The sequence below is a fragment of the Micromonospora sp. NPDC002411 genome (genome assembly GCF_053592955.1).
The window spans coordinates 1-20,880 of record NZ_JBSFBM010000082.1; the positions used below are offsets into that span (position 1 = coordinate 1).

Here is a 20,880-nt window from a genome sequence, read left to right on the forward strand (position 1 = left end):
GTCCTTGGGGTCGGTGATCTTCGAGGCGTCAGCAGCGACCGGCACACCACCGTTGTTGCCGATCGGGCGCGGCGGCGGGCCGACGCACGAGGCGATCCTGGCCCAGCCGTACGGCACGCTGGACGGCGCGATCAAGGTGACCGAGCAGGGCGAGGTGATCTCCGACAAGTACACCCTGCCGTCCCTGGCCCGGGAGAATTTGGAGCTCACCCTCGCCGCGGTGCTCCAGGCGACCCTGCTGCACACCGCACCCCGGCAGCCCGCCGAGATGTTGGAACGCTGGGACGCGACGATGGACGTGGTCTCCGAGTCCGCGTTCCGCTCCTACCGGTCCCTCGTCGAGGAGCCGGACCTGCCCGCGTACTTCTGGGCGTCGACCCCGACCGAGCTGCTCGGCGCGTTGAACATCGGCTCCCGGCCGGCGAAGCGCCCGAACACCGGCGCGGGGCTGTCCGGTCTGCGGGCGATCCCGTGGGTGTTCGGCTGGACGCAGACCCGACAGATCGTGCCGGGTTGGTTCGGCGTCGGCTCCGGGCTGGCCGCCGCGCGCGAGGCCGGTCTGGCCGACGTGCTGGCGGAGATGCACCGCAACTGGCACTTCTTCCGCACGTTCCTGTCGAACGTCGAGATGATGGTGACCAAGACCGACCTGAGCATCGCCCGTCGGTACGTGGAGACGCTGGTGCCGAAGAAGCTGCACCCGATCTTCGAGCAGATCGAGCAGGAGTACGAGCTGACCAAGCGGGAGCTGCTGGCGGTCACCGCCTCACCCGCCCTGCTGGACAACTCGCCGGTGCTCCAGCGCACCCTGGCCGTCCGCGACACCTACCTGGAGCCGCTGCACCACCTCCAGGTGGCGCTGCTGCGGCAGTACCGGGAGTCCGGCGCCGCCGGACGGGCGGTGGCCACCGCTCCGGGCGGGCGGCGCGCACCGAGCGACGGCACCGCCCTGGAGCGGGCGCTGCTCACCACCGTGAACGGCATCGCCGCCGGAATGCGTAACACCGGCTGATCAGCTGAACGAGAGACAGGCCCCGGTCACGCCGACCGGGGCCTGTTTCGTCTGCCACCCGAACGGCGACCAGACCGTCACCGACGATCAGAAGTCGCCGCCGCCGAAATCACCACCGCCGAAGTCGCCGCCACCAAAATCGCCGCCACCGAAGTCACCACCGGCGTAGTCGCCGCCACCGACGTCACCGCCCTGGTCGCCGCCACCGAAGTCACCGCCCTGGTCACCCTGGTCGAAGCCATCACCGAAGCCCTCCTGGTAGCCGGCGTCATAGCCGTACCCCGGGTCGGCGAAGGCCGGCGAGAACAGCGCGTCAGCGATCAGGATGCCGCCGAGCACGCCAGCGCCGGCGCCCAGCGCCGTCTTCCACCACGGCGTCGAATACCACCCGGCCGGCACCGGCCGGCCCTGATAACGCCCACCGGGGTAGTAGTAGGGCGTTTCCCGGCCGGGTTGCGGGCCGGCCCGGAAGGTCTGCCCCTGCACGTCGACCTCGCGCTCCTTGGTCAGCTGGCCCACGCCGCGGGCGGCGGCCAGTGCCGGCACCTCGGGGCCCGGGTCGATGCCCAACGCGGTACGCGCCGCCCGGATGTAGGCCAGCCCCTCCAGCGCGGTCTCCCGAGCCAGCCCGAACTGGTGCGGCGTACGCGCCTGCTCCAGCTGCGAGCCGGCCGCGTTGTACCGCTCACCGGCGTCGGCCAGCGCCTGGCGTACCGCCGGGTCGTCACCGTGCAGGTTGATCAACTGGCCGCCGAGGCGCTCGTACCACCGTTGCGCGTCGGCGCGGGCGTCTGCGAGCGCGGTGCGTCGACGCGCGTTGGCCCGCGTGCTGGCAAGCACGCCGGCACCCACCACGCCGATGAAGATGACCGCGAGGCACAGGACAGCTTCCATGCCCTCGAACGTACCCCCGGGTGTCACGTCGTATCCGTCTGGCAAGCTCCGGTGATGGACGTCTCGACCCTGCTCCTGGTGATCGTGTGCCTCGGTGCCGGCGGGGCGGTGGGCTGGCTCGCGGCGCGTTCCCGGTCGGCGGCCGACATCGCCCGCCTCGACGCCACCCTGGCGGCCACCCGCGAGGGCGAAGGCCGGCTGGAGCAGTCCATGCGGGCGCTCAGCTACGAGGCCACCGCGCAGTCCCAGGAGGCGGTGGCCCGGGCTGTCGCCCCGCTGCACGACACCCTGCGCCGCTACGAGCAGCGGGTGGCCGAGTTGGAGCACGACCGGGTCGACGCGTACGCCGAGCTGCGCGAGCAGGTCCGCTCGATGAGCACCGTCTCCGGTGAGCTGCGCACCGAGACCAAGCAGCTGGTGGCGGCGCTGCGGGCACCGCAGGTGCGGGGCCGCTGGGGGGAGCACCAGCTGCGCCGGATCGTCGAGGCGGCCGGGATGCTGGAGCACTGCGACTTCGCCGAGCAGGTCACCGCCGCCACCGACCAGCAGGTCGTCCGCCCGGACCTGGTGGTCCGGCTGCACGGCGGCCGATCGGTGGTGGTCGACGCCAAGGCGCCGTTCGACGCGTACCTCACGGCAATGGAGTCGCGCGACGAACGCGGCCGGGACACCCACCTCGACGCGCACGCCCGGCACCTGCGAGGGCACGTCGACGCCCTGGCCGCGAAGTCGTACTGGTCGGCGTTCGACAGCTCACCCGAGTTCGTGGTGCTGTTCGTCCCCGCCGACCCGTTCCTCGACGTCGCGCTCCAGCGTGACCCGACTCTGCTGGAGCACGCCTTCACCCGCAACGTGGTGCTGGCGACGCCGGCCACGCTCGTCGCCCTGCTTCGCACCGTGGCCTACTCGTGGCGGCAGGAGGCGCTGGCCCGCAACGCCGTCGCGGTGCACGCTCTCGCCCGCGAGCTGTACGGGCGGCTCTCCACACTGGGCGACCACGTGGGCAAGCTCGGGTCGTCGCTGGCCGGTGCGGTGACCGCGTACAACCGGGCGGTCGGCTCGTTGGAGGCGCGGGTGCTGGTCAGCGCCCGCAAGCTCGCCGAGTTGGGCGTGTCGGACGACGAGTTGGCGACGCCCGCGCAGGTCGAGTTGACGCCCCGGCAGCCGCAGGCGCCCGAGCTGGTCGACCCGGCCGACGACGAGGTCCCGACCCGCTGACCACCTATGTGACAGTGCGTATGCATGCATGTCACGAAGTGGTCACAAGGGACTGACCAGTAGTGACAGTGCTCATCGATACACCGAAAGATTTTGCTCACCCACGCGCCCTTGTCCCTGAGGGCCCTGTTCTCTGGAGGAAAGAGAACGTGAGCAAACCCCGAGATCTGCGTCGGCGTACCTCCGCCGCGCTCTTCGCGTCGGTCCTGGCGGCTGGCGCCGTGACCGTCGTGGGTGGTGCCGCCACCGCGGCCGCCGCCCCCGTCACCACACCGGACGCTTCCCCGGCCACCGCCGCCGAGACGCTGGGCGCTCACGACGCCAAACTGCTCAGCGAGGCCAGGGCCAAGAAGGCCCCGACCGTCACCCTGATCGTCTCCACCGAGAAGGGCGAGGCAGGGGACGTCGCCGACAGCCTCACCAAGCTCGGCGGCACCGTCAGCCAGCGGCAGGACAAGGTCGGCTTCGTGCTGGCCAAGGTCCCGACCGACAAGGCCCTCGCGGCGGCACGGCTGCCCGGTGTCTCGGCCGTCGACCTGGACGAGGTCATCCAACTGCCCGACCCGGCACCGGAAAAGACCCCCGCCGGCACCGCCGGCGCACGGCAGGCCACTGTCGCGGCGCCGGGCGAGGCCACCCGGGCGGACAACCCGTACATGCCGACCAACGAGACGGGCGCTGTCACGTTCACCGACGCCCACCCGGAGTGGGACGGCCGGGGCGTGACGATCGGCATCATGGACTCCGGTGTCGACCTGGCCCATCCGGCGTTGCAGCAGACCACCACGGGTGAGCGCAAGATCGTCGACTGGGTGACCGCGACCGACCCGCTGGAGGACGCGACGTGGCGGCGGATGCAGGCCGAGGTCACCGGCCCGTCGTTCACCATCGCGGGCGGCACCTGGACGGCACCGGCCGGCACGTACCGGTTCAACCTGTTCAGTGAGACGGTCACCAACGCCAGCGATGCCCGCGGTGACGTCAACCGCGACGGCGACACCACCGACACCTGGGGTGTGCTCTACGACCCGACCACCAACAACATCTGGGTCGACGCCAACCAGAACCGCAACTTCACCGACGACCCGATGATGCGGCCGTACAAGGAGAAGTACGACGTCGGTTACTTCGGCACCGACAACCCGGCGACAGCGGTCGCCGAGCGGCAGCCCTTCGTCGTCGAGTTCCGCAAGAACGTGAACACCACGCCGATCGGGCTGCCGGGCACCTACGACTACGTCAACATCGGCATCGTCGAGAGCACCCACGGCACCCACGTCGCCGGCATCACCGCCGCCAACGACATGCTCGGCAACGACGTCTTCGACGGCGCGGCCCCGGGCGCCAAGCTGGTCTCCGCGCGCGCCTGCTCCTGGGGCGGCGGCTGCACCGCGGCTGCCCTCACCACCGGCATGATCGACCTGGTGGCCAACCGCGGGGTCGACATCGTCAACATGTCGATCGGCGGCCTTCCGGGCCTGAACGACGGCAACAACGCCCGGACGAACCTCTACAACGAACTGATCGAGACGTACGGCGTGCAGCTGGTGATCTCGGCCGGCAACTCCGGTCCGGGTCTCAACACGGTCGGTGACCCGTCCGTCGCCAGCAACGTGATCAGCGTCGCCGCCAACATCAGCAAGGACACCTGGCTGGCCAACTACGGCTCGGTGGTGCGGAAGAAGAACGCCCTGTTCAACTTCTCCTCCCGTGGCCCGCGCGAGGACGGCGGCTTCAAGCCGAACATCGCCGCCCCCGGCTCGGCCATCTCCACCGCGCCGACCTGGCAGCTCGGGGCCCCGGTCCCCGAGGCCGGCTACGCGCTGCCCCCGGGCTACGCGATGCTGAACGGCACCTCCATGGCGTCCCCGCAGACCGCCGGTGCCGGCGCGCTGCTGCTGTCGGCCGCCAAGGCCACCGACCGGGGCGTCAGCCCGGCCGCTCTGCGGCGTGCGCTGTTCACCTCGGCCAAGCCGATCGCCGACGTGCCGACGTACGCGCAGGGCTACGGCATGGTCAACGTGCCGGGCGCCTGGCAGCTCCTGCGCCAGGGCGTCGAAACCCGGTCGTACGTCTCCGACGCGGCGGTCTGCAGCCCGCTGGCCGACCAGCTGACCATCTGGAACGGCGTGAAGTTCGTGCCGAACCCGGGTCGGGGCACCGGCGTCTACAACCGTTGTGCCGCCTCCGACGGCGGTCACAAGGTCGGGCAGGGTAAGACCTACCCGGTCAAGATCACCCGTACCAGCGGCCCGGCCGGCACCATCAAGCACGACGTCACGTTGCAGGGCAACGACGGCACGTTCAAGGCGCCGAAGACTGTCGCACTGCCGCTCAACAAGGCCGTCACCGTCAACGTGACCGCCAAGCCGACCGCCGAGGGCGCCCACGGCGCGATCATGCGGATCGACGACCCGGCCACGAACGTGGTCGACTTCGAGGTCTCCACCGTGGTGGTGGCCTCGAACGACGTGAAGAAGCCGACCTTCGCGTACGCCAACGAGGGCTCCGTCGACCGCAACGGCTACACGTCGTACTTCGTGACGGTGCCGGAGGGCGCCAAGGCGCTCCAGGTGAACCTGTCCGGGATCGCCACCGATTCCCAGACCCGGTTCATCGCCATCAACCCGCTGGGTGTCCCGGTGGAGGCGACCACCAGCACCGTCTGCTACACCAACTTCTCCGACGTCAACGTCTGCAAGCCGCAGGAGAGGGACTACCAGAACCCGCTGCCCGGGGTCTGGGAGATCGAGGTGGAGTCGCGGCGGACCTCGCCGGCGCTGAACAACCCGTTCAAGCTCCAGGTGCGGGTGCAGGGTCTGGCGGTCGAGCCGGCGCTGGTCGAACTGCCCAGCGTCAAGGCCGGTGAGCCGACCAACGTGAGCTGGGACGTGACGAACGTCTTCGGCCCGGTCTCGGTCAGCGGTCGTAGCGGCGCGCTGACCGGTGTGCGCACCGAGCGTCCGACCATCACCGAGGGTGGCCCCAACCAGGAGTGGACCGTCGAGATCCCGGCGGGCACGTCGACGTTCACCGCCCGGATCGGCAACCCCGCCAACGCGGGCGCCGACCTGGACCTGTTCGTCTACCGGGGTGACGCCGAGGTCGGCCGGGCCGCCGACGGCGACTCGGAGGAGGCGGTGACGCTGACCAACCCACCCGCGGGCACCTACCGCGTCGTGGTGGAGCCGTACGGGGTCGACGGGCCGGGCACCAGCACCGCCTACGACTACTACGACGCGTTCGCGTCCGCGTCGCTGGGCACGATCACCGCCCCGGCGACCGCGGTGCCGCTGATGCACGGCGAGTCGACCACCATCACCGGCACGGTAACGGCGGTGGCCGTTCCGGCCGACGGGCGGCAGCTCTCCGGTGAGCTGGCGATCGTCACCACCGAGGGCGCTGTCGTCGGCCGCGGCACCGTGTCCATCGGTGCCGTGAACTGATCAGGCCGTAACACCAGCAGGAGCCCGTCCCCGGATCCGGGGGCGGGCTCCTGTGTCAGAGCGTGGGGTTGCTGAGGGCCCGGGTCGCCTTGAGCGGGCCGGCCCCCGACGGCGTCAGGACCGGTGGGCGGCTGACACGACGAACGGTGTGCCCTGCTGGCAGGTGGTCATCATGCCGGGCTCCACCCGACCGGTGACCTCGACCTGCGCGCCGGGCGTCAGCACGTCACGGGGACCGCCGATCAGCAGGTAGCCGTCGAGCAGCACGCAGCCGGGCTCCACGCCGCCCTGCACGGTGCCGCTCAGGGTGGTCGCGCCGACTCCAGGGGGCGTGCTGGGGCCGCCCGGCTTCGGGGCCCTCGGAGTCTTCGAGCTGGCGGGCGGAGTGGGATCGGCTGTCGACGGCGAAGCGGTCGGGTCGGGCGTGGGCGGGCTGGTCACCGGCTGCGCTCCCGTCGGGGTCGGAGTGGGTGTGCCGCCTCCGGCGTCCTGGCTGCCGCAGGCGCTCAGCGCCACGCAGACGGCCAGCGCGGAGACGGCGAGCCGAAGAGTCCTCATGCCGAATCTGACGTACGCCGGGTCGGGTTCGTTCCCGCGTTCAGCCGCGAGCCGCGGCGGCCTTCATGTCCCGCTTCAACTCCTGCGGAAGCGAGAACGTGAGCCGCTCGTTGGCGGTGGTGATCTCCTCGACGTCGCCGAAGCCCCGGGCGGCGAGGTAGGCCAGCACATCCTGGACCAGGTCGTCCGGGACGCTCGCGCCCGAGGTCAGGCCGACCGTGGTGGCGCCCTCCAGCCAGGCGTCGTCGATCTCGTGGGCGAAGTCGACCAGGTGACCGGCGCGGGCGCCCGCGTCCAGGGCGACCTCGACCAGGCGAACCGAGTTGGAGGAGTTGGTCGAGCCGACGACGATCACCACGTCGCAGTCGGCGGCGATCTCCTTGACCACGTGCTGCCGGTTGGAGGTGGCGTAGCAGATGTCGTCGCTGGGCGGGGACTGCAGCAGCGGCAGCCGCTGCTTGAGGCGGGCCACCGTCTCCAGCGTCTCGTCGACCGAGAGCGTGGTCTGGGAGAGCCAGACCACCTTCTCCGGATCACGGACGGTGACTTTGTCGGCACCGTCCGGACCGTCCACCAGCTGGATGTGGGCGGGGGCCTCACCGGCGGTGCCGATGACCTCCTCGTGCCCCTCGTGACCGATGAGCAGGATGTCGTAGTCCTCGGCGGCGAACCGCTTCGCCTCGTGGTGCACCTTGGTGACCAGCGGGCAGGTTGCGTCGATCGCCTTCAGTGAACGGGCCTTGGCCTGCTCGTAGACCTCGGGAGCGACGCCGTGCGCGGAGAAGATGACTGTGGAACCCTCCGGCACCTCCTCGTTCTCCTCCACGAAGATGGCGCCCTGGGCCTCCAGGGTCTGCACGACGTGCTTGTTGTGCACGATCTGCTTGCGCACGTAGATCGGGGCGCCGTAGAGCTTGAGCGCCTCCTCGACGGTCTGCACCGCGCGGTCGACGCCAGCGCAGTAACCGCGGGGCTTGGCCAGGAGCACGCGCTTGCCGGTCCGGGGGGTCGCCTCAGCCTCAGTCACCCGCCCATCCTACGTGCCCCCCTCAGAACCACCACCGAACCCGAACCCCCGTACCGCCCTGGTGATCAAGAGGTTTGCGTCAAAAACGCGCCCAACGCTGACGCAAACCTCTTGATCACCGGGAGGGTCCGTAGGGTGGGCGGGTGACTGAGGGTGGACGGGTGGGCGGCGGCGGGGCCAGCAGCGCTGAGGAGCCTTGGCCGGTGCGGGTGGTCAGCCAGAAGGTGGGGGCGTGGATCGCCAAGCTGGGCTGGGTGTGGGTGGACGGGCAGGTAGCGCAGATCAGCCGCCGTCCCGGAGCCAGCACCGTGTTCCTCACCCTGCGTGACCCGTCGGCGGATCTGAGCCTGACCGTCACCACCAATCGGGACGTGCTGGACGCCGGCGCGCCGGAGCTGCGCGAGGGTGCCCGCGTGGTGCTGCACGCCAAGCCGGAGTTCTACGCCGCCCGGGGCACACTGAGCCTGCGGGCCGACGAGATCCGCCAGGTGGGGCTCGGGGAGCTGCTGGCCCGGCTGGAGAAGCTCAAGAAGCTGCTCGCCGCCGAAGGGCTCTTCGACAGGGCCCGCAAGCGCCGACTGCCGTTCCTGCCCGGCCGCATCGGCCTCATCACCGGTCGCGCGTCGGCGGCCGAGCGGGACGTGCTGACCAATGCCCGGCGGCGCTGGCCCGCTGTGGAGTTCCGCACTGTCAACGTCGCCGTGCAGGGCCCGTCCGCGGTGCCCCAGATCGTGGACGCGCTCAGGGTGCTGGACGCCGACCCGACCATCGACGTGATCATCATCGCCCGGGGCGGTGGCGGCATCGAGGATCTGCTGCCCTTCTCCGACGAGGCACTCTGCCGAGCGGTGTTCGGCTGCCGTACCCCGGTGGTCAGCGCGATCGGCCACGAGACCGACGCGCCGCTGATCGACTACGTCGCCGACGTCCGCGCCTCCACCCCGACCGACGCGGCCAAGCGGGTCGTCCCCGACCTCACCGAGGAGGTACGCCTCATCGGCCAGGCCCGGCACCGCCTCGAACGGGCGGTCCGCAACCTGGTGGACCGGGAGACGCACCGGCTCGACGGGCTGCGGTCCCGGCCGGTGCTGGCCCGGCCGCAGGTGATGGTGGACCAACGGGCGACCGAGCTGACCGCGTTGCGTCAGCGGGCCGGCCGCTGCCTGGAACACCGGCTCTCCGCTGCCGACGACGACCTGCGGCACACAGTGGCGCGGCTGCGTGCGCTCTCCCCCGCCGCCACCCTCGACCGGGGGTACGCGATCGTGCAGCGCGCCGACGGCCACGTGGTCCGCGCGGCGGCGGAAGTCGGCAAGGGCGACCCGCTGCGGGTACGGCTGGCCGACGGTGAGCTGGCCGCGACGGTGGACGGCTGAGCGGCGACCCGGTGGGACGGTCGAGTGGCAGCGCGATGGAACGGCTGAGTGGCGACGCGGGGGGCCGGGGAGCGATGTGTTGAGATGGACGCGATGACTGACGACACGAAGGCCGGGCCGGACGAGCGGCTCAGTTACGAGCAGGCCCGCGCTGAGCTGGCCTCGGTGGTCGAGCGGCTGGAGGCCGGTGGCACCTCGCTGGAGGAGTCTCTGGCGCTCTGGGAGCGTGGCGAGGCGCTGGCGGTGATCTGTCAACGCTGGCTGGACGGCGCGCGGGCACGGATCGACGCCGCCCGGCAGGAGCCGGCTTCCTGACCGCAGGCTGGACCAGCACCGCCCGCGCCGGGAGCCGTCGCCAAGATCCGCGCAACATCCGAGATGGTGGTGTCTCCCACGTCCTGGAGGCAGCACCATCCGGGAAGTTGCGCGGATCTTGGGCCTGGCGAACAGCGACCACGGGTGGGGCAGCCGAGGCCGCCCCACCCGCGTACGTCAGTTGAACAGGTTGTACAGCTCGGCCGGGGCCTCGACGACCTGGTCCGCCGGCGGCTTCTGCGCGGCGGTGGCGGCGCCGTAGTCGGAGTACGTCATCTTGATCTCCTGGGCGGCGGTCTGCCCGGCGGCCGGCAACTGCAGCACGAGCTCGCTGAGCCGACCCTGCGGGTCCACCTTCGCGGTGAACGGCACCGTCTTCGCCTGGGTACCCAGCGCGGCGATCGTCGCGGCGTTCAGGGAGCCGGCCTCGGCGGCCTTGGTGACGTCGATGGTGCCGGCGTACGCGCCGGTGCCGGTGCTGCGTACCTCGGTGATGCCCTGGGTCAGCACCGCGCTGCCCGCCGGGTCGACCTTGTCGAAGTCGAAGCCGAGGTTGCGGTTGCCCTTGATCCGGGCCTGGTCCAGGTGCTGGTACTTGCCGAGGTTGAGCTGCTTGATGGCGGGCAGGCTGTTGGCGGTGGGGCCGCTCAGCTCCAGCTTGACCCAGCTGTCCGGCTTGAAGTGGATCACGTCGAGCTTCATCGCCAGGTCGGATGAGGGGCCGCCGATGGCGATCTTCATCGCGGCACTCTGGCTCGGCTGGTGCACCTGCCCCTCCACCGTCGACCCCGCACCGGCGAGGGCGAACCGGAAGTTGCCGTTGCTGATCTCCTTGGTGGAGTTGAGCAGCGCCTGCTTGGCGTCACCCGCCGCCGGGGCACCGGACGGGCTCGCCGTGCCGGACGCGGTCACCGTCGGGGTCGCGGTCGAGCCGGCGGTGCCGGTGCCACCGCTGGCGCAGGCGGCCAGGGCGGGCGTGATCAGAGCGGCGGCCACCAGGCCGGCGCCGAGTCGTCGGACAGTCATACGTGTCTCCCAAGAGGGTCACCCGACGACCTGGGCGGCGCCGGAAACCGGGCGACGCAGCAGCACCGTCGGCTGCGTCGCGCGATCCGGGCCGAGCAGCGCGCCCGGATCACTCCCTCTCTGTTCCCTGTTGACGCGTCGGACAATCACCCTTCTGTCCGGTTGTTGCTAAGCAACCGGCGCCGAGTGCGTCCGAGAGGCGGGGTCGGGGAGGCCGCTGGCCCCCCGACCCCCGTACCGACTACTTGAACATCTCGTACGTCTCGGCGGACGCCTCGACGACCTTGTCAGCCGGCGGCTTCTGCGCGCCGGCGCCGGTCCCGTAGCCCGAGTAGCCGATCTTCACCTCGTGCGCGGCGGCCTCGCCGGCCGCCGGCACGGAGATGGCCAGTTCGGTGAGCCGGCCCTGCGGGTCCAGCTTGGCGGTGAACGGCAGCGCCTTCGCCTGTGCGCCCAGGGCCTTGACGACCTCCTCGTCAAGGGCGACCGAATCGACGGCAGCCGAGATGTCGATCTTGCCGGCGTAGACGCCCTCGCCGGTCTTCTGCACGTCGGTCACGCCCTTGAGCAGCGCGTCGCTGGAGATCGGGTCGAGTGACTCCGGGTCCAACTGCAGATCCTTGATGCCCTCGACCTTGGTCTTGTCGAGGTGCTGGTACTTGCCCTTGTTCTTCGCCACACCAGGGACGGCGCCCGCCAGGGCACCGCCGAGGTCCATCTTCACCCAGCTCTCGGAGTCGATGTAGACCAGGTCCATGTCGATCGACACGTCCTGTGACGCGTCACCGAACTTCATCCGGAACTGCGCACTGTTGCTGGGCTTGTGCACCAGACCGCCACCGGTCATCTCGGCACCCGCAACGGTGAAGGTGAAGTCACCCTTGGCCAGTTCCTTGGTCGAGGCGAGCAGAGCCTCCTTCGGGTCGGCCGGGACCGCTGGCGCGGAGGGGCTCGCGCCGGCGGTCGGCTCGGCGGCGTCGGACTTGCACGCGGCCAGGCCGGGGACGAGCAGGGCGGCGGCGAGGAAGCCGAAGCTCCACCGTCGAATGTTCACGAAGATCTCACTTCGAAGCAGGGGGGTACGTCCGGCGGCGACACCTGCCGGACCTGAGCCGGGGCAGCCTAACGGATCTTGATCCTCGCTCACGTCCGCCGATCGGTAGATCCCCCGTCAGCGCAGCGAGCCCGCCAACTCGCGCAGTTCGTTGTCCCGGGCGTCGCCGACGACGATCACCGTACGGTTCGGCTCCAGCAGGACCAGCGCCTGCTGGTTGTCCCGGGCCGTGTAGCGCTGCCAGTTGCGCCCGGCCAGCTCGGTGGGCCCCTGCGGCTGGGCCTGGCCGGTCAACTCGGCGGGCAGCAGTCGCTCCGCAGGCACGTTGCTCTGCAGGAGCTGGACACCCCGTCCCTCCGGGGTGAGGTAGCCGAGCCGCAGGTTCGCGCCGCCCTCGACGGTCTGGTAGCGGGCGCTGACCGTCGACCAGTCGGAGCCGAGCCCTTCCGGCTGGCTCACCGGAAACACGTTCGCCGACCGGGCCTGCTCGATGGCCGGGGCCGGATCGACAGTGGTCGGCTGGTCACCACCGAGGAAGCCCCGGTAGAACGCCAGCAGCAGCGCGATCGGGACGAGCAGCACCAGCAGCGAGATCGCCATGTCCTTCGGCGAGCGCTCGGACTTGCCGGACGTCATTCGCGGCGGCGGCGTCGGATCGGTCGCGGCAGGCTCACCACCGGGGCCGGTGGGGGCGTCGACCGGCGGCTGACCGTCGGGCGGCGTGCTGTCGGCGGGGGCGCGGTCGGCTGGCTGTGCGGGTTCCACCCCTCCATCTTCGCAGCAGCCCGACCGGCGGTATCCGGGCCATCACCGCCCCGCGCCGACGCCGGGTCGGCCATCGTGTGAGGATCAGCGACAAAGCCGGCAGCGGGGACCGCCCCGCTACCGGTCGTCCCCGCACCGTCGCGAGGAGGAGCAACCGTCATGACGAACACCAGGACGCGGATCCCACAGGATCTCGACCGAAACCTCGCCCTCGACCTGGTACGGGTCACCGAGGCCGCGGCGATGGCCGCCGGCCGGTGGGTGGGTCGGGGCGACAAGGAGGGCGGCGACGGAGCCGCCGTCGACGCGATGCGCAAGCTGATCAACTCGATCCAGATGCGCGGCGTGGTGGTGATCGGCGAGGGCGAGAAGGACAACGCCCCGATGCTCTTCAACGGCGAACACGTCGGCGACGGCACCGGCCCGGAGGTGGACGTCGCGGTCGACCCGGTCGACGGCACCACCCTGATGAGCAAGGGCATGCCGAACGCGGTGGCGGTGCTCGCCGTCTCCGAGCGGGGCGCGATGTTCGACCCCAGCGCCGTGTTCTACATGGAGAAGCTCGCCGTAGGCCCGGCGTACGCCGACGTGATCGACATCAACGCCGGCGTGGCCGAGAACGTGCGCCGGATCGCCAAGGTCAAGGGCACCGACGTCTCCGAGGTCACGGTCTGCGTACTGGACCGCAGCCGGCATGACGACCTGGTCGCGCAGATCCGGCGGACCGGGGCGGGCATCCGGTTCATCTCCGACGGTGACATCGCCGGCTCCATCGCCGCCGCCCGGGGCGAGTCGGACGTTGACGTCCTGATGGGCATCGGCGGCACCCCGGAGGGCATCATCTCCGCGTGCGCGCTGAAGTGCATGGGTGGCGCGATGCAGGCCAAGCTGTGGCCGCGCGACGAGCAGGAGCGGGAGAAGGCGATCGCCGCCGGGCACGACCTGGACCGGGTGCTGGGCACCGACGACCTGGTCACCGGTGACAACTGCTTCTTCGTGGCGACCGGTGTCACCTCCGGGGATCTGCTGCGCGGGGTCCGCTACCGGGCGGGTGGCGCGTACACCCAGTCGATCGTGATGCGCTCCAAGAGCGGCACCATCCGGGTGATCGACTCGTACCACCGGCTGGAGAAGTTGGCGCTCTACTCCGCTGTCGACTTCGACGGTCGTCCGCTGGCCGAGCAGGAGTGACGAACACCGACACGGCGGCCCCGCAGGTCCTGTCGGCCACCCGCCGGATCACCGGTGTCGCGCTGGCATCGGTCTCCGGGGTCGCGGTGGCGGTGCAGTCGCGCATCAACGGCGAGCTCGGGGTACGCCTCGCCGACGGTTTCGCCGCCGCTGTGGTGTCCTTCGGCCTGGGCCTGGTGGTGCTCCTGGTGCTGGTGCCCGCCACTCCCGGCGGGCGGCGTGGCCTGGCCGCGTTGCGGCGCGCGCTCGCGGGCGGTGCGTTGCGGCCCTGGCAGTGCCTCGGCGGGATGTGCGGGGCGTTCCTGGTGGCCACCCAGGGTCTCACCATCGGTTCGCTGGGCGTGGCCGTCTTCACGGTGGCGGTGGTGGCCGGCCAGACCGGCAGCAGCCTCGCCGTGGACCGCGCGGGGATCGGGCCGACGGGCCGGCAGCCGGTCACCCGACAGCGGCTGGCCGGGGCGGGGCTCACCGTGCTGGCGGTCGTCCTGGCGGTCGGTGACCGCCTCGAGGACCCGGGCATGCTGGCGTTGGCCCTGCTGCCCCTGCTCGCCGGGGTGGCCATCGCCTGGCAGCAGGCGGTCAACGGACAGGTGCGGGCGGCGGCCGACAGCGCGTTGACCGCCACCCTGGTCAACTTCGCCGTCGGCACTGTCACCCTGCTCGTGGCGTTCGCGATCGACATCGCGGTACGCGGTTGGCCCACCGGGCACCTGCCCACCGAGCCGTGGCTGTACCTGGGTGGTCCGATCGGCATCGTGTTCATCGCCATCGCCGCCGCGATCGTGCGGTTCACCGGGGTGCTGCTGCTCGGTCTGGCCACCATCGCCGGGCAGATCGTGGGCGCGGTCCTGCTGGACGTGCTGCTACCCACCGCGGCCTCGCACCCCGGCCCGAACACCCTGCTCGGGGCGGCTCTGACAATGGTGGCCGTGTTGGTCGCCGCATTGGCCCCACCCGCCCGCCGCTGACCACCAACCGTCGGGGTCGGGGGTCAGTGCGGCGGCACCTGCTGGTGCGATTGGGCCGGGTACGGCGGGTACGGCGGAGTGGGCAGGTAGTAGGGCCTGTTCCGTCGACCGCGCGGCAGGGTCCGGTCGACCAGCCCGGAGATCCGGACGGCCAACAGCAGGCCCGGCACGGTGGCCAGGAGGGCCAACGACACCGCCCACCGGGTCTGCGGCGGGTTGCCGTACAACCAGCCGATCAGCGGCACTCCGGTGAGGAGGACGGTGAGCGCGAGGCCACCCAGCATCCAGCCGAACCAGCGTGCCGTCGCGCCCGCGTACCAGGCGCGGACGGACAGGACGATGGCCGGCAGGATGCCCAGCGGCAGGATGGCGAACAACACGAACGGCCCCGCGAGGAAGTCGTCGGATCGCTGCCAGAGAGCCGTCAGCACGAGACCCGCGAGCAACATCGGCAGGCTGCCGACGATCCCCCACGAGTTCTCGCCGACCGCACGGCGGATGGCCAGAGCGCTGGCGACCAGAGTGACCGTCGCTCCGAGAGTCAACGCGAGCAGGACGGCGAGCAGCAGATCCATCTGCCGGTTGCCGGGGCTACTGCCGTCCAGGCTGGGCGGATCCTCCCAGTGGATGGCGGTGCGGCCCTCCTCGAAGAGGAAGCCGTCGCGCTGCCACCCGCCGTCCGGCGGGCGGCGGAGGAAGCCGTCCCGGCCGTTGGCGACCAGCACCTCGTGGCCACCACTGGCGAGGGGATAGACGACCAGTTCCCGGGAGGCGAAGTGCCGGCCGATGTCGCCCGGGTTCGGTGAGCGGCGAGCCAGTGCCTCGCGCTGCCCGTCCGGCACCTCCCAGGCCACCCGCCAGGTGACACCGGCGTCGTCGCTCTGCTCCACCCGCAGGTGCCCGGTGACCACCCGGTAGCAGCGGCGGGAATCGTCGGGTGCACAGGCCTGCTTGCGCGGCGAGTCCTGGTTGTTCAGCCGCTGCTTCTCGTCCTCCGTGGCTGCCCGCCAGGTGGCCGCGCCGCTGTCGCTGACCGCCCACTCTCCGTCCAGTGGACTGGTCGGCCAGTCCGACATGCTGTAGCCGCTGCCGACCGAGATCGCGGGCTTCCCGTCGAGCGTCGTGGCGCCTACGGCGTACGGGTAGTAGACGGCGCTGGTGGCGGCCACGGCCAGCACCGCCGGCGGCAGCACGACGAGCATTCGGGCCAACCGCGCGGCCCGTTGCCGCACCGGCCGCTCCCGGGCCCGCGTCCAACTCCACCAGGCCAGGCCGAGGGCCGGCACTGTGAGCAGGTCGGTCCAGTCGGCCCGGACCAGCGACGGTCCGGCCAGCACGGTCCAGGCAGAGGAGGCGAGCTCGGCCGCGTACCCGCTGGATTTGACGACCGCGAACCCGGCGCCCACCGCGACCAGGCCGGCCACCGCGGCGATCCGGGCCGGCAGCCGCGGCACCAGGAGGGTCAGCAGCACCGCGACCAGCGGCGGAGCGAGCACCAGCCCGGCGACGTCGCTCAGCTTGCCGCTCAGCAGCCCGGGAAAGGCGGGCTTCAACACGTGGTCGTTGACGACCAGCAGGACCAGGGCGAGCAGCGTGGTGGGGTGGCAGAGCCAGGACAGTGTCGTCGATGCGCCGTCGTGCCGTGCCTCGAGACCGGTCATCCCCTCAGGGTCCGGTGAGCGCGTCTCGGTCCGGCTACGGACTGGTCTGCTTCCGGTACCGACGGTCAACCTGCGTCGGAGGAGTGCCCCGGGAAGAGGTGTGCGCTCGGGTCGATCGCCACGGCCGCGTTGTTGACGGCTGTCGCGGCCTCGCCGAAGCCGGTCGCGATCAGCCGGACCTTGCCCGGGTATTCGGTGATGTCACCCGCCGCGAAGACCCTCGGCAGGTTCGTCGCCATCGCGCTGTCCACCAGGATGTGCCGGCGGTCCAGGTGGAGCCCCCACTCGGCGAGAGGGCCCAGGTCGGCGGTGAAGCCGAGGGCCGCGACCACGACGTCCACCGGCAGGGTCTCGGCCGCGCCGCCGCGCACTGTCACCTCTGCGCCGGTCACCGTGCCATCCCCGAGCAGCCGGCTGACCTCGGCGTTGACCACCACTCGCACCGGCAGCGACAGCACACGGGCCACCGTCGAGGCGTGTGCCCGGAACTTCTCCCGCCGGTGCACCAGGGTCACCGAACGGGCCAGCGGTTGCAGCGCCAGCGCCCAGTCGAAGGCGGAGTCGCCGCCACCGACGATCAGCACGTCCCGGTCGGCCAGCTCGGCGGGATCGGTGACGAAGTAGACGATGCCCGTGCCGGGAGCGCCGTCGGCGCACGGCAGCGGCCGAGGGCTGAAGCTGCCGAGCCCACCGGTGATCACGACAGCTCCGCACTGAAGCTGCTCGCCGCCGGCCAAACCGAGCACCGGACGACCATCGGAGTACGCGAGTTTCTCGGCTCGGGTGCCGAGCAGGTACTGCGGACTGAACGGAGCTGCCTGGGCGACCAGGTTGGCCACCAGGTCGCGGCCCTTGACGGCGGGGAAACCGGCCACGTCGAGGATCAGCTTCTCCGGGTACATGGCGGTGACCTGACCGCCTGGCTCCGGCAGCGCGTCGATCACCGCCACCGAGAGACCCCGGAACCCGGCGTAGTACGCGGCGAAGAGACCGGCCGGACCGGCCCCGATCACGGCGACATCGACCTCACGCATGGCGTACCGTCGCTTTCCGCTTACGGATCAACGCTTGCTGATCTCGACCGTAGGCGGGCGGCGGCGGTCGGGCAAGCACGTCCCAGGGGCGCGCCGGAGAATCGGTCAGGGCAGGCTGAGCGTGGAGCCCGAGTAGTCCGGACCCTCCACCGTCGGCCGCCGTCGCCGGAACAGGATCGCCGCGACGACCCCGCCGAGCAGCCCGAACAGGTGGCCCTGCCAGGAGATCCGCTCGTCGGTGGGGAGGATGCCGACCAGTTGCCAGCCGTAGAGCAGGCCGACCAGGAGGACGACGGCGAAGTTCCACCAGCTCCGCTCGACGATGCCCCGGGTGAGCAGGATGCCGAGGTAGCCGAAGATGACGCCGCTCGCGCCCACCACCACCGAGTTGGGCGAGCCGGTGAACCAGACGCCGAGACCGCTCACCAGGATGATAACGAGCGTCGACCAGAGGAACCGGCGGGCTCCGGCGGCCAGGACGAACGTGCCCAACAGGATCAGCGGGATGCTGTTGCTGTAGAGGTGGTCGAAGCCGTGGTGCAGGAACGGTGAGAAGAAGACACCGTCCAGCCCGTCGATGCGTTGCGGGATGATGCCGGCCGTGGCGTCCAGGCCGAACGCGAGGCCCTGGTCGGCGGCCTCGATGAGGAAGAGGAACGGGACCACCGCGCACATGGCGACGAAGGCCCGGCCGAGCGCGGCGTAGAACGCCTCGGTGCCGAACCGGTAGGGGTCGCCACTTGACGGGTGCAGGGTCACGCTACAACTGCTATCAGCAAAAGCGGGCGACCGCCACTCGCGTCCCGTTCGAGCAGACCGGTGTACACGCGACGGCGGGGCGGTGGCTTGCCACCCGCCCCGCCGTCGAACCGTCAGTAGCTGCCGTTGTTCTGGAAGTACGTCCAGGCGCCACAGGGCGTCTTGTACCTGCCCTTGATGTAGCTCAGCCCCCACTTGATCTGGGTGGCCGGGCTGGTCTGCCAGTCGGCGCCGAAGGCGCTCATCTTGTTGCCCGGGTACGCCTGCGGGATGCCGTACGCGCCGGAGGAGGAGTTGCGGGCCTTGTGGTTCCAGCCGCTCTCCTTGTTCCAGAGCTTCTCCAGGCAGGGGAACTCGGCGATGCCGAAGCCGCTGTCGATCATCAGCGCGCAGCCGATCTTCCGGTTGCCGCTGTATTCCTCGCAGGACGCGGGGATGGGCCCGTCGTACGGCTTCGCGGGAGCGTTGGCCGCGTCGCGCTCGCGCTTGCGGGACGCTGCGGCTGCCTCGGCCCGGCGGGCCCGCTCGGCGGCCTCCTTGGCGGCCTGTGCCGCGCGCAGTTTGGCCTGGTATTCGGCGGCCCGCTGCTGGGCGAACTTGACCTGGTTCGTGGCCTGCCGCTCGCGCTGGTACGCGAGATCGGCCCGGTCAACCTCGTGGCTGACCTGCTCGGCCAGGCCCTGTTGCTGGGTTTCCCGGTTTTCGCCCAGGTAGAAGCCACCGGCTACGCCCACGGAGAGCAGCGCCACGGCGGCCGTACGGGCACCCAACCGGCTCCACAGCCGACTCACGAAGTGGTCCCTTCGTCGGGGGCAAGGACGCGGCCCGGTGCCGACCGCAGGTGGGCCGTCAACCGTGCCACGAGCGCCCCGACCGATTGCCGGTCGCGCCGACGCACCGACCGCCGCCGATGTCGTTCCGTTCGGGACGAACGATCACCAACGATGCTCATGGTGCGTGGACGCTCGTGGGACACGATTGCGCACAGTGAGGCCGTTGGGAAACCAACCGACCTCTTTGTGATCTGCGCCACGTCTAAAATATAGACAAAGAGCCCCAAAAAGTCATCAGATCGGGATGTCCTCCAGTAGATCGGTCACCATCGCCGCGATCGGCGACCGCTCCGAGCGGCTGAGCGTGACGTGCGCGAAGAGTGGGTGGCCCTTGAGCGCCTCGATGACGGCGGTGACCCCGTCGTGCCGGCCGACCCGCAGGTTGTCCCGCTGGGCCACGTCATGGGTGAGCACCACCCGGGAGCCCTGCCCGATCCGGGACAGCACCGTCAACAGCACCCCACGTTCCAGCGACTGGGCCTCGTCCACGATCACGTACGCGTCGTGCAGGCTGCGCCCCCGGATGTGGGTCAGCGGCAGCACCTCGAGGATGCCCCGCGAGGTGACCTCCTCCAGCACGTTCTCGTGCACCACAGCGCCGAGCGTGTCGAAGACCGCCTGCGCCCAGGGCGACATCTTCTCCGACTCCGAACCCGGCAGGTAGCCCAACTCCTGACCGCCGACCGCGTACAGCGGGCGGAACACGATCACCTTCTTGTGCCGGCGACGCTCCATCACCGCCTCCAGCCCGGCGCAGAGCGCCAGCGCCGACTTGCCGGTGCCGGCCCGGCCGCCCAGCGACACGATCCCGATCGACTCGTCGAGCAGCAGGTCGAGCGCGATCCGCTGTTCGGCGGAACGGCCGTGCAGACCGAACGCCTCCCGGTCGCCCCGGACCAGACGCACCGACTTGTCCGGTAGCACCCGGCCGAGCGCCGACCCACGCCCCGAGTGCAGCACCAGACCGGTGTGACAGGGCAACCCGGCCGCCTCGTCGAGGTCGAGCGTCTCGCCGCCGTACAACTGGCCGATCTGCTCGTCGCTCAACTCCATCTCGGACATGCCGGTCCAGGTGGGGTCACTGGCCTGGCCGTGGCGGTACTCGTCGGCGCGCAAACCCACCGAGGCCGCCTTGACCCGCAGCGGCATGTCCTTGCTGACCAGGGTGACCTCCCGCCCCTCGGCGGCGAGGTTGAGCGCGACGGAGAGGATCCGTGCGTCGTTGCTCTCGGTACGGAAGCCGGGCGGCAGCACCCCGTCGTCGGTGTGGTTCAGCTCCACCCGCAGAGTGCCGCCCACGTCGTTGGCGGGCACCGGCGTGTCCAGCCGGCCGTGCCGGATGCGCAGGTCGTCGAGCATTCGCAACGACTGCCGGGCGAACCAGCCCAGCTCGGGATGGTGCCGCTTGCCCTCCAGCTCGGTGATGACCACCAGTGGCAGCACCACCTCGTGCTCCGCGAACCGGTGGAACGCCGCCGGATCGGAGAGCAGCACGGACGTGTCCAGGACAAAGGCCTGGCCGGCTGGTCGCGGCTCCTTGGGGTCGGCCAGCGCGGCGGCCGCCGTACGGCGGCTCCTGGTGGCGCGGCGGGTCGTGGCAGTCGCGGCCGGGGTCTGGTCGGCACCGGCGGTGGTACGGCGAGTCGTCACACCCGCAGCTCACCGTCGCCGAGTCCGGGGAAGTCGTCGCCGACGTCGGCCATCCCGTCCACGTAGCCGTCCGTCCACGGCTGCGGATCGCTC

General features: G+C 71.0%; 18 protein-coding genes. 7 read left to right on the top strand and 11 right to left on the bottom strand.

Translation table 11 applies throughout. From position 1 onward, the window contains the following. A partial coding sequence (locus ACWCO3_RS12690; RefSeq protein WP_450009965.1) for a phosphoenolpyruvate carboxylase occupies window positions 1–1,012 on the top strand: 1,012 nt, incomplete at its 5' end. A gap of 87 nt (window positions 1,013–1,099) precedes the next feature. Here the strand turns inward: ACWCO3_RS12690 and ACWCO3_RS12695 are convergent. Beyond that, window positions 1,100–1,906 (bottom strand): hypothetical protein, encoded by an 807-nt coding sequence (locus tag ACWCO3_RS12695; protein ID WP_450009967.1) that lies wholly within the window; start codon window positions 1,904–1,906, stop codon window positions 1,100–1,102. Window positions 1,907–1,960: 54 nt separating this feature from the next. On the opposite strand from ACWCO3_RS12695, the gene rmuC reads away from it, so the two are divergent. Then, the gene (rmuC, locus tag ACWCO3_RS12700; RefSeq protein ID WP_450009969.1) at window positions 1,961–3,124 is read left to right on the top strand and encodes a DNA recombination protein RmuC; all 1,164 of its coding nucleotides are present in this window, start codon (window positions 1,961–1,963) and stop codon (window positions 3,122–3,124) included. Window positions 3,125–3,273: 149 nt separating this feature from the next. Continuing rightward, entirely contained in the window at window positions 3,274–6,570 is a 3,297-nt protein-coding gene (locus ACWCO3_RS12705) for a S8 family serine peptidase (RefSeq protein WP_450009971.1), read from the top strand. A gap of 114 nt (window positions 6,571–6,684) precedes the next feature. On the opposite strand, the gene ACWCO3_RS12710 is transcribed toward ACWCO3_RS12705, so the two are convergent. Together ACWCO3_RS12710 and ACWCO3_RS12715 are read right to left on the bottom strand one after the other, a co-directional pair. Then, entirely contained in the window at window positions 6,685–7,128 is a 444-nt protein-coding gene (locus ACWCO3_RS12710; protein WP_145786323.1) for a hypothetical protein, read from the bottom strand. Between the two features lie 40 nt (window positions 7,129–7,168). Beyond that, window positions 7,169–8,155 carry a 4-hydroxy-3-methylbut-2-enyl diphosphate reductase gene (locus tag ACWCO3_RS12715; RefSeq protein WP_145786322.1) on the bottom strand — a complete coding sequence of 329 codons (987 nt, stop codon included), beginning with the start codon at window positions 8,153–8,155 and terminating at the stop codon, window positions 7,169–7,171. A gap of 143 nt (window positions 8,156–8,298) precedes the next feature. Between ACWCO3_RS12715 and xseA the strand changes: the two genes are divergently transcribed. Next, window positions 8,299–9,531, top strand: a complete 1,233-nt coding sequence (gene xseA, locus ACWCO3_RS12720) for an exodeoxyribonuclease VII large subunit (RefSeq protein ID WP_244312069.1) — start codon at window positions 8,299–8,301, stop codon at window positions 9,529–9,531. 93 nt (window positions 9,532–9,624) lie between these two features. Next, window positions 9,625–9,846, top strand: coding sequence for an exodeoxyribonuclease VII small subunit (locus ACWCO3_RS12725; protein ID WP_030328827.1), 222 nt, complete (start codon window positions 9,625–9,627; stop codon window positions 9,844–9,846). 177 nt (window positions 9,847–10,023) lie between these two features. On the opposite strand, the gene ACWCO3_RS12730 is transcribed toward ACWCO3_RS12725, so the two are convergent. The 3 genes from ACWCO3_RS12730 to ACWCO3_RS12740 form a co-directional block, all read right to left on the bottom strand. Then, a complete protein-coding gene (locus ACWCO3_RS12730; RefSeq protein WP_145786321.1) occupies window positions 10,024–10,872 on the bottom strand; it encodes a hypothetical protein in 849 nt (282 codons plus the stop codon). Window positions 10,873–11,113: 241 nt separating this feature from the next. Next, a complete protein-coding gene (locus tag ACWCO3_RS12735) occupies window positions 11,114–11,926 on the bottom strand; it encodes a hypothetical protein (RefSeq protein ID WP_244312068.1) in 813 nt (270 codons plus the stop codon). Window positions 11,927–12,043: 117 nt separating this feature from the next. After that, window positions 12,044–12,691: a DUF4245 domain-containing protein gene (locus ACWCO3_RS12740; protein ID WP_354877532.1), complete on the bottom strand. Its 648-nt coding sequence runs from the start codon at window positions 12,689–12,691 to the stop codon at window positions 12,044–12,046. A gap of 159 nt (window positions 12,692–12,850) precedes the next feature. Here ACWCO3_RS12740 and glpX point away from each other — a divergent pair, with 159 nt between their 5' ends. Continuing rightward, entirely contained in the window at window positions 12,851–13,882 is a 1,032-nt protein-coding gene (gene glpX / locus ACWCO3_RS12745) for a class II fructose-bisphosphatase (RefSeq protein WP_145786319.1), read from the top strand. Then, window positions 13,879–14,850, top strand: coding sequence for a DMT family transporter (locus tag ACWCO3_RS12750; protein WP_145786318.1), 972 nt, complete (start codon window positions 13,879–13,881; stop codon window positions 14,848–14,850). Before glpX ends, ACWCO3_RS12750 begins: the two co-directional genes overlap by 4 nt. 23 nt (window positions 14,851–14,873) lie before the next feature. Here the strand turns inward: ACWCO3_RS12750 and ACWCO3_RS12755 are convergent, their stop codons facing one another. The 5 genes from ACWCO3_RS12755 to ACWCO3_RS12775 all read right to left on the bottom strand — a co-directional run bounded on the left by ACWCO3_RS12755 (window position 14,874) and on the right by ACWCO3_RS12775 (window position 20,787). Further along, on the bottom strand, window positions 14,874–16,511 hold the full coding sequence (locus ACWCO3_RS12755; protein ID WP_450009976.1) for a hypothetical protein: 1,638 nt from the start codon (window positions 16,509–16,511) through the stop codon (window positions 14,874–14,876). A 65-nt stretch (window positions 16,512–16,576) separates the two neighbouring features. After that, window positions 16,577–17,545: an NAD(P)/FAD-dependent oxidoreductase gene (locus tag ACWCO3_RS12760; protein ID WP_145786316.1), complete on the bottom strand. Its 969-nt coding sequence runs from the start codon at window positions 17,543–17,545 to the stop codon at window positions 16,577–16,579. 105 nt (window positions 17,546–17,650) lie between these two features. Further along, a complete protein-coding gene (locus ACWCO3_RS12765) occupies window positions 17,651–18,304 on the bottom strand; it encodes a rhomboid family intramembrane serine protease (RefSeq protein WP_145786315.1) in 654 nt (217 codons plus the stop codon). A 113-nt stretch (window positions 18,305–18,417) separates the two neighbouring features. Next, window positions 18,418–19,095: an aggregation-promoting factor C-terminal-like domain-containing protein gene (locus ACWCO3_RS12770; RefSeq protein WP_278143895.1), complete on the bottom strand. Its 678-nt coding sequence runs from the start codon at window positions 19,093–19,095 to the stop codon at window positions 18,418–18,420. Between the two features lie 276 nt (window positions 19,096–19,371). Beyond that, complete coding sequence (locus tag ACWCO3_RS12775; RefSeq protein ID WP_145786313.1) at window positions 19,372–20,787, bottom strand: PhoH family protein; 1,416 nt, start codon at window positions 20,785–20,787, stop codon at window positions 19,372–19,374. Between the last annotated feature and the right edge of the window lie 93 nt (window positions 20,788–20,880).